General features: G+C 71.9%; 10 protein-coding genes. 5 read left to right on the plus strand and 5 right to left on the minus strand.

Annotated elements, in window-relative coordinates; all coding sequences use genetic code 11:
• Positions 1-13: 13 nt before the first annotated feature.
• The 3 genes from ACWER9_RS18350 to ACWER9_RS18360 are packed head-to-tail and all read right to left on the minus strand — an operon-like array spanning position 14 to position 3327.
• Entirely contained in the window at positions 14-1141 is a 1128-nt protein-coding gene (locus ACWER9_RS18350; RefSeq protein ID WP_452302959.1) for a FecCD family ABC transporter permease, read from the minus strand.
• Positions 1138-2184, minus strand: coding sequence for a FecCD family ABC transporter permease (locus ACWER9_RS18355; protein WP_452302960.1), 1047 nt, complete (start codon positions 2182-2184; stop codon positions 1138-1140). The genes ACWER9_RS18350 and ACWER9_RS18355 overlap by 4 nt, the downstream gene beginning before the upstream one ends.
• 60 nt (positions 2185-2244) lie before the next feature.
• Positions 2245-3327, minus strand: coding sequence for a multicopper oxidase family protein (locus ACWER9_RS18360; RefSeq protein WP_452302961.1), 1083 nt, complete (start codon positions 3325-3327; stop codon positions 2245-2247).
• 1005 nt (positions 3328-4332) lie between these two features.
• Here ACWER9_RS18360 and ACWER9_RS18365 point away from each other — a divergent pair.
• Complete coding sequence (locus tag ACWER9_RS18365) at positions 4333-4692, plus strand: YciI family protein (protein ID WP_452302962.1); 360 nt, start codon at positions 4333-4335, stop codon at positions 4690-4692.
• A 12-nt stretch (positions 4693-4704) separates the two neighbouring features.
• On the opposite strand, the gene ACWER9_RS18370 is transcribed toward ACWER9_RS18365, so the two are convergent.
• Positions 4705-5091, minus strand: a complete 387-nt coding sequence (locus ACWER9_RS18370) for a cytidine deaminase family protein (RefSeq protein ID WP_452302963.1) — start codon at positions 5089-5091, stop codon at positions 4705-4707.
• A gap of 89 nt (positions 5092-5180) precedes the next feature.
• Between ACWER9_RS18370 and hrpA the strand changes: the two genes are divergently transcribed.
• The gene (hrpA, locus tag ACWER9_RS18375) at positions 5181-9251 is read left to right on the plus strand and encodes an ATP-dependent RNA helicase HrpA (protein ID WP_452302964.1); all 4071 of its coding nucleotides are present in this window, start codon (positions 5181-5183) and stop codon (positions 9249-9251) included.
• Positions 9252-9298: 47 nt separating this feature from the next.
• Here the strand turns inward: hrpA and ACWER9_RS18380 are convergent, their stop codons facing one another.
• Positions 9299-10231, minus strand: a complete 933-nt coding sequence (locus tag ACWER9_RS18380) for a LysR family transcriptional regulator (RefSeq protein WP_452302965.1) — start codon at positions 10229-10231, stop codon at positions 9299-9301.
• Positions 10232-10266: 35 nt separating this feature from the next.
• On the opposite strand from ACWER9_RS18380, the gene ACWER9_RS18385 reads away from it, so the two are divergent.
• From ACWER9_RS18385 to ACWER9_RS18395, 3 genes are read left to right on the plus strand one after another with little or no spacing between them, the layout of a single operon-like run.
• A complete protein-coding gene (locus tag ACWER9_RS18385) occupies positions 10267-10998 on the plus strand; it encodes a succinate dehydrogenase cytochrome b subunit (RefSeq protein WP_452302966.1) in 732 nt (243 codons plus the stop codon).
• 1 nt (position 10999) lies between these two features.
• The gene (locus ACWER9_RS18390; protein ID WP_452302967.1) at positions 11000-12937 is read left to right on the plus strand and encodes a fumarate reductase/succinate dehydrogenase flavoprotein subunit; all 1938 of its coding nucleotides are present in this window, start codon (positions 11000-11002) and stop codon (positions 12935-12937) included.
• Positions 12934-13698, plus strand: a complete 765-nt coding sequence (locus tag ACWER9_RS18395) for a succinate dehydrogenase/fumarate reductase iron-sulfur subunit (protein WP_452302968.1) — start codon at positions 12934-12936, stop codon at positions 13696-13698. The genes ACWER9_RS18390 and ACWER9_RS18395 overlap by 4 nt, the downstream gene beginning before the upstream one ends.
• Positions 13699-13809: the final 111 nt, after the last annotated feature.

Below are 13809 nucleotides of genomic sequence, written 5' to 3' on the forward strand. Positions count from 1 at the left end.
ACTCCTTGAGGCGTCACGACGACCTCCGCCGGCCGCGCAGCAGCAGGAAGATCAGGTACGGGCCGCCGATCGCTGCGGTCAGCACACCGGCGGGTAGTTGGGTGGGTGCGAACAGCCGCCGGCCGGCGAGGTCGGCCAGCACCAGCAGGAGTGCGCCGAGCAGCGCCGCGCAGACCAGCGGTGGTCGTTCGGCGCGTACCAGTCGGCGGGCCACCTGCGGTGCGACCAGGGCCACGAAGTCGACGGCGCCGACCTGCGCGGTGACCATCGCGGCGACGAGGACGCCGGTGCCGGCGAGGCCGATCCGGCGGGCCACCGGGCGCAGCCCGACACCCCGCGCGGTGTCGTCGTCCAGGGCGGTGCTGTTCAGCGCCCAGCCGGCCCAGGCCAGCACCGGCAGCAGCGCCACAAGCGTGCCGGCGATCCAGGCGGCCTCGGTCCAGCCCTTGCCGGCCAGGGTGCCGATCAGCCAGATCTGCGCGCGGAGCCCGTCGATCGGGTCGGCGGTGAGCATGACGCCCTCGGTGAGCGCCCGGAAGCCGAACGCGACCGCCACCCCGGCGAGCACGAACCGCTGCGCGGCAAGCCCGTGCCGGGCCCCGAGGGCGAACAGCAGCACCGCCGCGAGCAGCCCTCCGACAAGCGCGGTGGGCGCTACCAGGACCGCGGCCATTCCGCTGGTCAGGGCCACGGTCGCGGCGAGACCGGCGCCCTGGGTGATGCCGATGACGTCCGGGCTGGCGAGCGGGTTGCGGGCCACGCTCTGGATCAGCGTGCCGGCCACGCCGAAGGCGGCGCCGGCCACGGCCGCCAGCACGACCCGCGGCAGCCGAAGATCAAAGACCACGAGGTCGTACGGGGTGCCGGCGCCGGAGAGGGCGCGCAGCACATCGGCCGGGGCGACGTACGGGGTGCCGAGCGAGAGGCTGAGCACGACGGCCAGCAGGAGCAGCACGGTCAGCACGGCTGCCACCAGCACCGCGCGACGGCGGATCAGCAGGCTGACCGGGCCGATCCGCAGCAGCGACCGCCCGGGCAGCCGGGTTGAGTCACCAGTCGGCACGGCGGGAGTCGACAAGCCGCCGGCACCGGGCGAGGCGGCGGCGTCGGCGGGTCCGGAGCTGCGCTGGGCGGTGGTCACGCGGTCACCACCCGGGCGCGGCGGACCAGCACGGCCAGCAGCGGCGCGCCGATCAGCGCGGTGACGATCCCGGCCGGGATCTCGCCGGGCGGGGCGACGAGCCGACCGACGATGTCGGCGGCGAGCAGCAGGGCCGGCCCGAGCAGCGCGGAGACGGCGAGGGTCCAGCGGTGGTCCGCACCGACCAGGGCGCGGGCCAGGTGCGGCACGGCCAGACCGACGAACGCGACAGGTCCGGCGGCGGCCACCGCGGCGCCGGTCAGCAGCACGGCGGCGAGACCTCCACCGAGGCGGACCAGACCGATCCGGTGACCGAGACCACGGGCCACGTCGTCGCCGAGGGCCAGCGCGTCCAGACCACGGGCCACCAGGGCGGCGAGCACCAGGCCGGCGAGGACGAAGGGGAGCACCTGCGCGGCGACCGACAGGTCCCGGCCGGCAAGCCCACCGACCACCCAGAAGCGGTACTCCTCGAAGGTGCGGGCGTCGATGCTGAGCAGCGCGTACACCCCGGAGGCGAGACTGGCGTCGAGCGCCGCGCCGACGAGCGCGAGGGTGACCGGACTGGCGCCCTCGCGGGCGCGGGTGGCGATGGCCAAGACCAGCAACCCCGCGATCAGTGCTCCGGCGATGCCGAACCAGACGTACCCGGCGAGCGTGCCGACGCCGAAGACGGAGATCGCGAGCACCACACCGAACGACGCGCCCGCGCTGATGCCCAGGATGCGCGGCTCGGCGAGGGGGTTGCGGGTGAGTGCCTGGAACAGCACCCCCGCCACCGCCAGTGCGAGCCCGACGGCGAGGCCGAGCGCGGTCCGTGGCATCCGCAGCTCACGGACGATGGTGCTGGCGTCGCCGCCGTCGGGCGCGACGAGCGCGTGCCACACCTGGCCGACGCCGAGTGGCCGGCTGCCGAGCGCGAAGCTTGCCAACACGGCGAGCAGCAACACCAGCGCGGCCCCGACGGTGACGGCCACCCGGCGGCCGGTGCGCGTACCGGACCGGTTGCGGGCCGGGGTCGGCCGGGTGGCGAGGGTGGTCACGAGTCTCCTGCACGTTCTGGCTTAGGTTCGCCTAACCTTAGCCGAGCTGCGGAAAGAGGCCTAACCGGCGTCCGTCGATGCCGTCCCGGGCTCCGCCGGCCCGCCCGCCGCGCCGCCGTGCCGGCCCGCCGCGGCACCGTCCCCGGCCGCCGCACCACCGCGCGGCAGCACGTTCAGGGGTCGCATCATCTCGTTGTCCTCGTGCTCCAGCAGGTGGCAGTGCCAGGCGTACCGACCCGGCAGGTCGAACCGCGCCTTGATCCGGGTCACCTCCCCCGGGTACGCGAGCACCGTGTCCATCCACCCCCGGTCCTGTGGGCCCGGCAGCGACCGGCCCGAACGCCCCCGGCCGAGCAACTCGAACTGCACCTGGTGCAGGTGGACCGGGTGCACGTGATGGGTGAAGTTGCGCACCTCCCACACCTCGGTGTCGCCCAGGGTGGGCTGCTCGGTCACCGGGTCGCTCCAGCGCAGGGGCAGGCCCCGACCACGCTCGTCGAGGACGCCGAGCAGCATGATCGTCGAGCTGCCGGACCGCCGCTCGTTGAGCGACAGCCGGCGGACCCGCTGAGCCGGCCCGAGCCGCGGGTGCGACGGCAGCCGCAACTGCTCCGGTGGGACGCTCGGGTCGACGCCGGCCGCGTCGGTGACCACGAAGCGCAGCACCTGTCCGGTGGTGTGCGGGTCGGCGGGGTCGAAGTCCACCCCGGGCCGGCCGCCGCCGTACATCCCGTCCGGACCTTCGTTGACGAGGTACAGCTCGGTGCCGACCGGGAGGTCGGTGAAGTCGATGATCGCGTCGACCCGCTGGGCGGGGCCGAGTGCCACCCGTTCGTGCGGCACCGGCTCGGGCAGGAGACCGCCGTCGCTGCCGACCTGCCAGACCGGCAGCACCGGCCGGGCCGGCCGGGCGGTGGCGTTCGCGACCACGCTGAGCAGCAGGAACCGGCTGTTGCAGGCGTTGAGCAGCCGGAACCGGTAGCGCCGGCGCTGAACCGTCAACGTGGGCCAGGTGCGGCCGTTGACCACGATCGTGGAGCCGGAGAACCCGGGCACCCAGGTCGGCGGCCCGTCGGCGCCGCCGGAGTAGCGCGTCGGGTAGTGCAGCTCGCCGTCGGCGGTGAAGCTGCGGTCCTGGATCATCAGCGGAATGTCGTGGTACGAGGTGTTCGGCGGATCGTCGCGGGTCGGGGCCGGGCAGCACCCCCTCCGGCAGCTCGTCTCCACCGCCGAGCAGGTAGAACCCGGCAGGGCCGGCGTAGACGTTCTCCCGGGTGAGACCGAGCGCGTGGTCGTGGTACCAGAGGGTGCACGACCGCTGGTCGTTGGCGTACTCGAAGGTGGCCGAGCCCGGCGCCCAGCGCAGCCCGGACCGTTCGGCGAACCGGGACCGGAACTCGCGGTACGCGCTGCCGGCCACGGCCACGTCGGGTGGGAGGTCCCGGGCCACCGGCAGGTACCACGCCTCGGAGTGTCCGTCGCTCTCCTGGGTGCTGTGCGCGCCGTGCAGATGCACCACCTGGGGCACCGGGCCTCGATACCCCTGCGGGCTGCCGTCCCACCGCCCGTGGCCGTCCCGGTGCGCGATGCCACCGGCCGGGTTGGCCCAGTGCAGGGTGGGGTCCACCGGCAGCAGGTGCGGCAGGTAGTCACCCCGGTCGTCGACGAGCTGGTTGACCCAGGTCACCCGCACCGGGCGGCCCACCCGGGCCATGATGGTGGGCGCGGGGTAGCCGAAGCTGCCGGGGTGGGCGGTGGAGCCGTAACCCCACACGGTGGTGCGCGGCCACGACGGCGGCAGGATCTGCTGGCGAAACTGTCGTACCGCGATCTCGTACGTGTCGCGCTCCGCATCGGTGGCCACCGTCGGCATGGCCGGGGGGATCCGCAGCGGGGTGACGTACTTCGGGATGTCCCGGGCCTCCAGCGCCGCCGTGGCGAGCGCCCGACCCGACGCCGCCCAACCCGCCGGGATCAGCGCCACCGCGCCGCCGGTGGCACCCGCCGCGAGCAGCCGACGTCTGGTGACCATGCCGCACCCCCAATCCCTCCGGACCTCGTTTGAGAATGGGATTCGCGGACGGTCACACGGTGGACAGCTGGCCGATGACACCCAGAAGGGGGACATTCGGGTCATAGGGTGTGGACATGCGATTCGACCAGCACACGGTCGTCCTGTTCACCCGAGCGCCGGCCCCACCGGAGCTGCCGCAGGACGCGATCGACCGGTTGCAGGACGCGCACCTGGCCCACCAGGCGGGCCTCGTGCAGCAGGGCCTGGTCCTCGCGGCCGGACCGTTCCTGCACGCGGACGACGAGCACCTGCGGGGCTTCGTGGTGCTGTCCATCGCCCCGGACGAGGCACGCACGCTCTTCGCCAACGACCCCGCCGTACGGGCCGGTCGACTGGTCGCGCGGGTCACGACGTGGCTGCTGCCGGAGGGCAACCTGCGGTTCGGGAGCGTCCCGGTGCCGCAGTCGATGTTGGAGGCCGCCGCCGGGGACTGACGCCGCTCCCGGTCAGCCGGCCGAGCCGTTCCCGGCCTCCGCCGACAACTCCCCGAGCGGGACCACCCGCAGCGCGTCCATCGGGCCGACGATCACCCGCAGCAGCGGAAAGAGGTCGCGCAGCACCTGCCGGCACCCGGCGCAGGGCGCGACGACCTCGCGACCCCGGTCGGCAACCGTGACGATCGTCTCCAGCGCGGTGACACCCTGCGTGGCGGCCGTGCCGACCACCACCAGTTCGGCGCAGACCCCGCCGGTGGCGTGCGTGACGTTCACGCCGGTGAAGACCCGCCCGTCCGCCGTCCGGGCCGCCGACGCGACGGTGTGGTGCTGGCTGCGGCAGCGCAGCTTGGAGACCGCCGTGGCAGCCTGCACCAGGGCCCGGTCGGTGTCACGCATCTCCAGCACGGCTCCCCCAGCGCTCGTCGTCGGCCGCCACGGTAACCCAGGAGCGGTGCGCCGCCGGGCTGCCTATCCTTGGGCACGACATGCAGAATCCAACCGCCTCCGTCGCGTCCGACCCCGTTCGCGAGTTGCACCGCCGCCTCACACCTCTGATGTTCCGCGACCAGCGCCGGCTCCAGCGGCGACTCGACGGTGCCCGCAAGCTGCGCGACCCGCAGCGTCGGGAGGCGGCGCTCACCGAGATCACCGCCGATCTGGTCCGGGCCGAGCAGCGGCTCGCCGCCCGTCAGGCGGCGGTGCCCGTGATCACGTACCCGGTGGGTCTGCCGGTCAGTGAGCGCAAGGACGACATCGCCGCCGCCATCCGCGATCACCAGGTGGTGATCGTGGCGGGCGAGACCGGCTCCGGCAAGACCACCCAGATCCCCAAGATCTGTCTGGAGTTGGGGCGCGGGGTGCACGGCCTGATCGGGCACACCCAGCCCCGGCGGTTGGCCGCCCGGACGGTGGCCGACCGGATCGCCGACGAGCTGGGCACCGAGTTGGGTGACGTGGTCGGCTACAAGGTGCGCTTCACCGACCAGGTCAGCGAGCGCAGCCTGGTGAAGCTGATGACCGACGGCATCCTGCTCGCCGAGTTGCAGACCGACCGGATGCTGCGCCAGTACGACACGCTGATCATCGACGAGGCGCACGAGCGCAGCCTCAACATCGACTTCATCCTCGGCTACCTGCGGGAGCTGCTGCCCCGACGACCCGACCTCAAGGTGGTCATCACCTCGGCGACGATCGAGACCGACAGGTTCGCCCGGCACTTCGCCGGCCCGCCCACCGCCGACGAGCCGGAGGGCGTACCCGCACCGGTGGTCGAGGTGTCGGGGCGCACCTACCCGGTGGAGGTGCGGTACCGGCCCCTCGTCGAGCTGGCCGAGGGCGAGGAGGACGGCGACGGCGACGAGGAGAACGTCCGCGACCAGATCCAGGCGATCGGCGACGCGGTCGAGGAGTTGGCCGCCGAAGGGCCCGGCGACATCCTGGTCTTCCTCAGCGGCGAACGGGAGATCCGGGACACCGCCGACGCGCTGGGCAAGCTGGTGCAGAAGAAGCGCTCGCTGCTCGGCACCGAGATCCTGCCGCTGTACGCACGGCTGTCCAGCGCCGAGCAGCACCGCGCCTTCGCCGCGCACTCGTCCCGTCGGGTGGTGCTCGCCACGAACGTCGCGGAGACCTCGCTGACCGTGCCCGGCATCAAGTACGTGGTGGACCCGGGCACCGCCCGCATCTCCCGCTACTCCAGCCGGCTCAAGGTGCAGCGGCTGCCGATCGAGCCGGTCTCGCAGGCATCGGCCAACCAGCGTAAGGGTCGCTGTGGCCGTACCTCGGACGGCATCTGCATCCGCCTCTACGACGAGCAGGACTTCGCCTCCCGGCCCGAGTTCACCGACCCGGAGATCCTGCGGACCAACCTGGCGTCGGTCATCCTCCAGATGACCGCGATCGGGCTGGGCGACCTCGCCGCGTTCCCGTTCATCGACCCACCGGACAAGCGCAACATCACCGACGGCGTCAACCTGCTGCACGAGTTGGGCGCGCTGGACCCGGCCGAAGCCGACCCGTCGAAGCGGCTCACCGCGCTCGGCCGACGGCTGGCCCAACTGCCTGTCGACCCGCGGCTGGCCCGCATGGTGGTCGAGGGCGAACGCAACGGCTGCGCCACCGAGGTGCTGGTGGTCGCCGCCGCGCTCTCCATCCAGGACCCCCGGGAGCGGCCGGCGGAGAAGCAGGCCCAGGCCGACCAGGCGCACGCCCGGTTCGCCGACAAGGAGTCCGACTTCGTCGCCTACCTCAACCTGTGGCGCTACCTGCGCGAGCAGCAGCGCGAGCTGTCCTCAAGCGCGTTCCGCCGGATGTGCAAGGCGGAGTACCTGAACTACCTACGGATCCGCGAGTGGCAGGACATCGTCAGCCAACTGCGGCAGGTGCTGCGTACCCCGGCCGAGGGCGACCGGCGTGGTGGGCGGCCGGCGCGCGACACCCCGGACGACGCGGACGCCGGCCGGGGTGCGGGCCGGCGCGGCGGCGCGGACCTGCCGGAGGAGATCGACACCCCGAAGGTACACCAGTCGCTGCTGCCCGGCCTCCTGTCGCACATCGGCCTGAAGGACGCCCAGAAACACGAGTACCTAGGCGCGCGGGGCGCGAAGTTCGCGGTCTTCCCCGGGTCGGCGCTGTTCAAGAAGCCGCCGCGCTGGGTGATGGCCGCCGAGCTGGTGGAGACCTCCCGGCTGTGGGGGCGCATCGCCGGCCGGGTCGAGCCGGAGTGGGTCGAGCCGCTGGCCCAGCACCTGGCCAAGCGCAGCTACAGCGAACCGCACTGGGAGAAGAAGCAGGCCGCGGTGATGGCCTACGAGAAGGTCACCCTGTACGGCGTCCCGCTGGTCAGCTCCCGCAAGGTCAACTTCGGGCGGATCGACCCGACGCTGAGCCGCGAGCTGTTCATCCGGCACGCTCTCGTCGAGGGCGACTGGCAGACCCACCACCAGTTCTGGGCGGACAACAAGCGGCTGCTCGCCGACATCGAGGAGTTGGAGAGCCGGGCCCGCCGCCGGGACATCCTGGTCGACGACGAGACCATCTTCGGTTTCTACGACCAGCGGATCCCGGCCGACGTCTCCTCCGGCCGGCACTTCGACAGCTGGTGGAAGAAGACCCGCCGCGAGCAACCCGACCTGCTCACCTTCACCCGCGACCTGCTTGTCAACGACGGCCGACCGGGGGTGGACGAGCACGACTACCCGGACGAGTGGCAGGCCCACGGGGTGAGCCTCCCGCTGACCTACCGCTTCGAGCCGGGCACTCCCGACGACGGCGTCACCGTGGACATCCCGTTGCCGCTGCTCAACCAGGTGCCGGCGGAGAGCTTCGACTGGCAGGTGCCGGGGCTGCGCGAGGAGACGGTGATCGCGCTGATGCGCTCGCTGCCGAAGGCGATCCGCCGCAACTTCGTCCCGGTGCCGGACTTCGCGCGGGCGGCCCTGGCGGCGATCACCCCGGGCGAGGAGTCGCTGCTCGACGCGCTCACCCGGCAGCTGCGTCGGATGACCGGGGTGACGGTGCCCCGCGACGCCTGGGAGCCGGGCAAGCTCCCGGCGCACCTGCGGGTGACGTTCCGGGTCCTCGGCGACGACGAGAAGCCGGTCGCCGAGGGCAAGGACCTGCCGGCCCTGCAACGTCAACTCCGCCAGGAGGTACGCCAGGTGGTGGCGGCCGCCGCACCGGAGGTCACCCGCACCGGGCTGCGCGAGTGGAGCATCGGCACGCTGCCCCGGACCATCGAGCAGGTCCGCGCCGGCTACGCGGTCACCGCGTACCCGGCGCTCGTCGACGAGGGCGCCACGGTCGGGGTGAAGGTGTTCGACTCCCCCGCCGAGGCCGAGGTCGCGCACTGGGCCGGCACCCGCCGGCTGCTGCGGCTCACCGTGCCGTCCCCGGCCCGTTTCCTCCAGGGGCGGCTCGACAACGAGGCGAAGCTGGCGCTGAGCCGTAACCCGCACGGCGGCGTACAGGACCTGATCGAGGACGCGGCGGGCGCCGCCATCGACCGGTTGATCGGCACGGCCGGCGGGCCGGCGTGGGACGCCGACGGCTTCGCGGCGCTACGCGAGAAGGTCCGCGCCGATCTGGTCGACACCGTGGTCGAGGTGATGGACCGGGTCCGCAAGGTCCTCGCCGCCGCGTACGCGGTCGAGCAGCGGCTCGGCGCGACCCGCAACCTCGCCGTGGTGGCGGCGCTCGCCGACATCCGCAGCCAGCTCGCCGGGCTGGTGCACGCCGGTTTCATCACCGAGACCGGGTACGCCCGCCTGCCCGACCTGCTGCGCTACCTCACCGCCATCGAGCGCCGCCTGGACCGCCTCGGCGGCAACCCGCAGCGCGACCGCCAGCAGCAGGACCGGATCGCGGTGGTGCAGAAGGAGTACGCCGACCTGCTCGCCAACCTGCCGCCGGCACGCCGGCAGGAGACCGCGGTCCGACAGATCCGCTGGATGATCGAGGAGCTGCGGGTGAACGTCTTCGCCCAGGCGTTGGGCACCCCGTACCCCGTCTCCGAACAGCGGATCTACCGCGCGATGGACGACGCCGAGGGCCGCTGACCCGACCCGCCGGGCCCGGTCGCTGCCGCCCGACGGACGGGCCGGGGTCAGGTCAGTGGCTCGACGCCGGGGGGCAGTTCGCCGAGGTCGATCGCCGACTGGACGTAGTCGAGCAGGATGCGCCGCAACTCCCGACCGGCATGGGTGGGTACGACGTCGCGGCGGCGGGCCACCGCGATGGTCCGCCGCACCCCGGGCGGGGCGAGCGGGGTGATCCGTACGCCCGGCCGGCGGGCCAGCACGATGCCCGGCAGCAGCGCGATGCCGAGCCCCGCCTCGACGAAGCTGAGCACCGCGTCCATCTCGCCGCCGTCCACCGCGAAGGTGGGTTCGAAGCCCGCCTCCCGACACGCCTGGATGGTCGCGTCACGCAGGTCGTACCCCTCCCGGAACATCACCATCGGCTGGTCCCGCAGGTCGGTGATGTGCAGCTCGCCGGTCGCGGACGCGGTCGGCACCTCCCCCACCGACGCCACCACCAGGCTCTCCCGCAGGATCGGGTCGACCCGCAGCCCCGGGTCGGCTCCCTGCGCCGGCATGATGATCAGGGCCAGGTCGAGGTCGCCGCGGAGCAGGTCACGGACCAGGTCCTGGGAGCCGCCCTCCTCGACGCGCAGATCGATGGTGGGGTGCGCGTCGCGGAACCGGCGCAGCACCGGCGGGGCGAGCGAGGTGGCCAGACTGGGGGTGGCACCGAGGCGGACGCGGCCCCGGCGCAGCCCCACCAACTCCTGGACCTCGCGGGTCGCGGTCTCCACGTCGGCGAGGATCCGGGTGGCCAACGGCAGCAGCACCTCACCCGCCGCGGTGAGCGCGATGTTGCCCCTTACCCGCTCGAACAGCGGTGCCCCGAGGTCGGCCTCCAGAGCGTGAATTTGCTTACTGAGAGAAGGCTGAGTGATGCCCACGATGTCGGCGGCTTGGGTGAAATGTCGTACTTCGGCCACCGCGACGAAGTACCGGAGCTGATGGAGCTGCATCTACATAGCTTACGGCTATCAACACTGCGACTTCGATGCATTGGACGACTGATCGAAGTGCTCCTAGCGTCGGTCGTGTGGTAATCACGAAAACTCGGTCGCCCATCCGCTCGAACGTCGGCCTCAAGGCCGTCATGGCGGTGACGGGCATTGTGCTGGTGCTGTTCCTGATCGCGCACATGCTCGGAAACCTGAAGGTGTTCACGGGGGAGACCTCGTTCGACCACTACGCGCACTGGCTGCGCGACATCGGCAAGCCACTGCTGCCCGGCGTCTGGTTCCTGTGGATCCTGCGCACCGTGCTGGTGGTGGCCGTCGTCGCCCACATCGTGGCCGCCACCGTGCTGGCCCGGCGTGCCCGCGCCGCCCGCCCGGTCAAGTACGCCCACCGCAAGAAGGTCAACGGCAGCTACGCGGCCCGCACGATGCGCTGGGGTGGAGTGATCATCCTGCTCTTCGTGATCTACCACCTGCTGGACCTGACCACCGGCACGCTGAACCCGGTCGGCGACGAGAGCAAGCCGTACGGCAACGTCGTCGCCGACTTCGCCCCGGAGCGCTGGTACGTCACGCTCTTCTACACGCTCGCCATCGTCACGGTGGGCTTCCACCTGCGCCACGGCGCGTTCAGCGCGTTCCGCAGCCTCGGCCAGCAGACGCCACGCGGCGAGCGCCGGGCGCGGACGGCGGCTCTGGTCTTCGCCGTGCTGCTCAGCGCCGGATACCTGGTGGTCCCGTTCGCCGTACTCACCGGATTGGTGTCCTGACATGGATCTCTTCACCGAGGGCGACCCGATCGCCGACACCAAGGCACCCGCCGGCCCGGTCGAGAAGCGCTGGGAGACGCGGCGCTTCGAGGCCAAGCTGGTCAACCCCGCCAACCGCCGCAAGATGACGGTGATCGTCGTCGGCACCGGCCTGGCCGGTGGCTCCGCCGCCGCGACCCTCGCCGAGCAGGGCTACCACGTCAAGTCCTACTGCTACCAGGACAGCCCGCGCCGCGCGCACTCCATCGCGGCCCAGGGCGGCATCAACGCGGCGAAGAACTACCGCAACGACGGCGACTCCGTACACCGGCTCTTCTACGACACCGTCAAGGGCGGCGACTTCCGCTCCCGGGAGTCGAACGTGCACCGGCTCGCCGAGGTGTCCGTCAACATCATCGACCAGTGTGTGGCCCAGGGCGTGCCGTTCGCCCGCGAGTACGGCGGCCTGCTTGACACCCGCTCCTTCGGTGGCGCCCAGGTGCAGCGCACCTTCTACGCCCGGGGCCAGACGGGCCAGCAGCTGCTGCTCGGCGCGTACCAGGCTCTGGAGCGGCAGATCGGCCTCGGCAACGTCGAGATGAACACCCGGCACGAGATGCTGGAGCTGGTCCTCGTCGACGGCAAGGCCCGCGGCATCGTCGTCCGGGACATGGTCACGGGCGAGATCAGCACCGAGATGGCCGACGCCGTGGTGCTCGCCTCCGGCGGCTACGGCAACGTCTTCTACCTCTCCACGAACGCCAAGGGCTGCAACGTCACCGCCACCTGGCGCGCGCACCGCAAGGGCGCGTACTTCGCCAATCCGTGCTACACGCAGATCCACCCGACCTGCATCCCCGTCTCCGGTGACCACCAGTCGAAGCTCACCCTGATGAGCGAGTCGCTGCGCAACGACGGCCGGGTCTGGGTGCCGAAGGCCAAGGGCGACGACCGCAGCCCTCGCGATATCCCCGAGGACGAGCGGGACTACTACCTGGAGCGGATCTACCCCTCCTTCGGCAACCTGGTCCCCCGCGACATCGCCTCCCGCGCCGCCAAGAACGTGTGCGACGAGGGCCGGGGCGTCGGCCCGACCAAGCTGGGCGTCTACCTCGACTTCGCCGACGCGATCAACCGGCTGGGCCGCAAGGCCATCGAGGCCAAGTACGGCAACCTCTTCGAGATGTACGAGCGGATCACCGGCGAGGACCCGTACGAGGTGCCGATGCGGATCTACCCCGCCGTGCACTACACGATGGGCGGCCTGTGGGTCGACTACGACCTCCAGTCGAACATCCCCGGCCTGTTCGTGATCGGTGAGGCGAACTTCTCCGACCACGGCGCCAACCGGCTCGGCGCCTCGGCGCTGATGCAGGGCCTCGCCGACGGGTACTTCGTGCTGCCCACCACCATCGCCAACTACCTGGCCTCCGGCCCCATGGAGAAGGTCGACGCCAGCCACCCGGCGGCCGTCGAGGCGCGCACCGACGTGGAGGACCGCGTCCAGCGGCTCCTCGCGGTCGACGGCGACCGGACCGTGGACTCGTTCCACCGCGAACTGGGCCAGATCATGTGGGAACACTGCGGCATGGAGCGCAGCGAGGCCGGGCTGCGCAAGGCGATCGGCGAGATCCGCGACCTGCGCGAGGCGTTCTGGCAGCGGGTCAAGGTGTCCGGCACCGGCGAGGAACTCAACCAGTCGCTGGAGAAGGCCGGCCGGGTGGCCGACTTCTTCGAACTGGCCGAGCTGATGTGCATCGACGCCCTGCACCGCGAGGAGTCCTGCGGCGGCCACTTCCGGGCCGAGCACCAGACCCCCGACGGTGAGGCGCAGCGCGACGACGACCGGTTCGCGTACGTGGCGGCCTGGGAGTTCACCGCCGACGGCGAACCCTCGGTGCTGCACAAGGAAGACCTGACATTCGAGTACGTCCACCCCACGCAGCGGAGCTACAAGTGAACCTGACCCTGCGCATCTGGCGCCAGAAGGGCCCCGAGGACAAGGGCCGGATGGTGACCTACCCGGTCGACGACGTGTCCCCGGACATGTCGTTCCTGGAGATGCTCGACGTGCTCAACGAGCGGCTGATCCTCTCCGGCGAGGACCCGGTGGCGTTCGACCACGACTGCCGCGAAGGCATCTGCGGCATGTGCGGCCTGATGATCAACGGCGACGCGCACGGGCCGCAGCGCGGCACCACCGCCTGCCAACTGCACATGCGGCAGTTCAAGGACGGCGAGACCATCGACATCGAGCCGTGGCGGGCCAGCGCCTTCCCGGTCGTCAAGGACCTCGTCGTCAACCGGAGCGCCTTCGACAAGATCATCGCGGCTGGCGGGTACGTCACCGCGCCGACCGGCAGCGCGCCCGAGGCCCACTCCACCCCGGTGGCCAAGGCCAACGCCGACGCCGCCTTCGAGTCGGCCGCCTGCATCGGCTGCGGCGCCTGCGTGGCGGCCTGCCCGAACGGCTCCGGCATGCTCTTCACCGCCGCCAAGCTCACCCAGCTCTCGCTCCTGCCGCAGGGCCAGCCCGAGCGCTACACCCGGGTCATCGGCATGGTCGACGCACACGACGAGGCCGGCTTCGGCGGCTGCACCAACGCCGGCGAGTGCACCCCGGCCTGCCCGAAGGGCATCCCGCTGAACACCATCGGCCGCCTCAACCGCGACTACCTCGCGGCCACCGCCAAGGGAGCCAACAACACCCCCGGTTCCTGACATCCACCAGACCGCCGTACCCCCGCATCTCTCGGGTACGGCGGTCTGCCGTCTGAGCTCCCGGCCCGTAGGGCTGAGGGCAATCCCCACCGACAAGGCTGGAGGCAATCC

It is taken from the genome of Micromonospora sp. NPDC003944 (genome assembly GCF_053605225.1).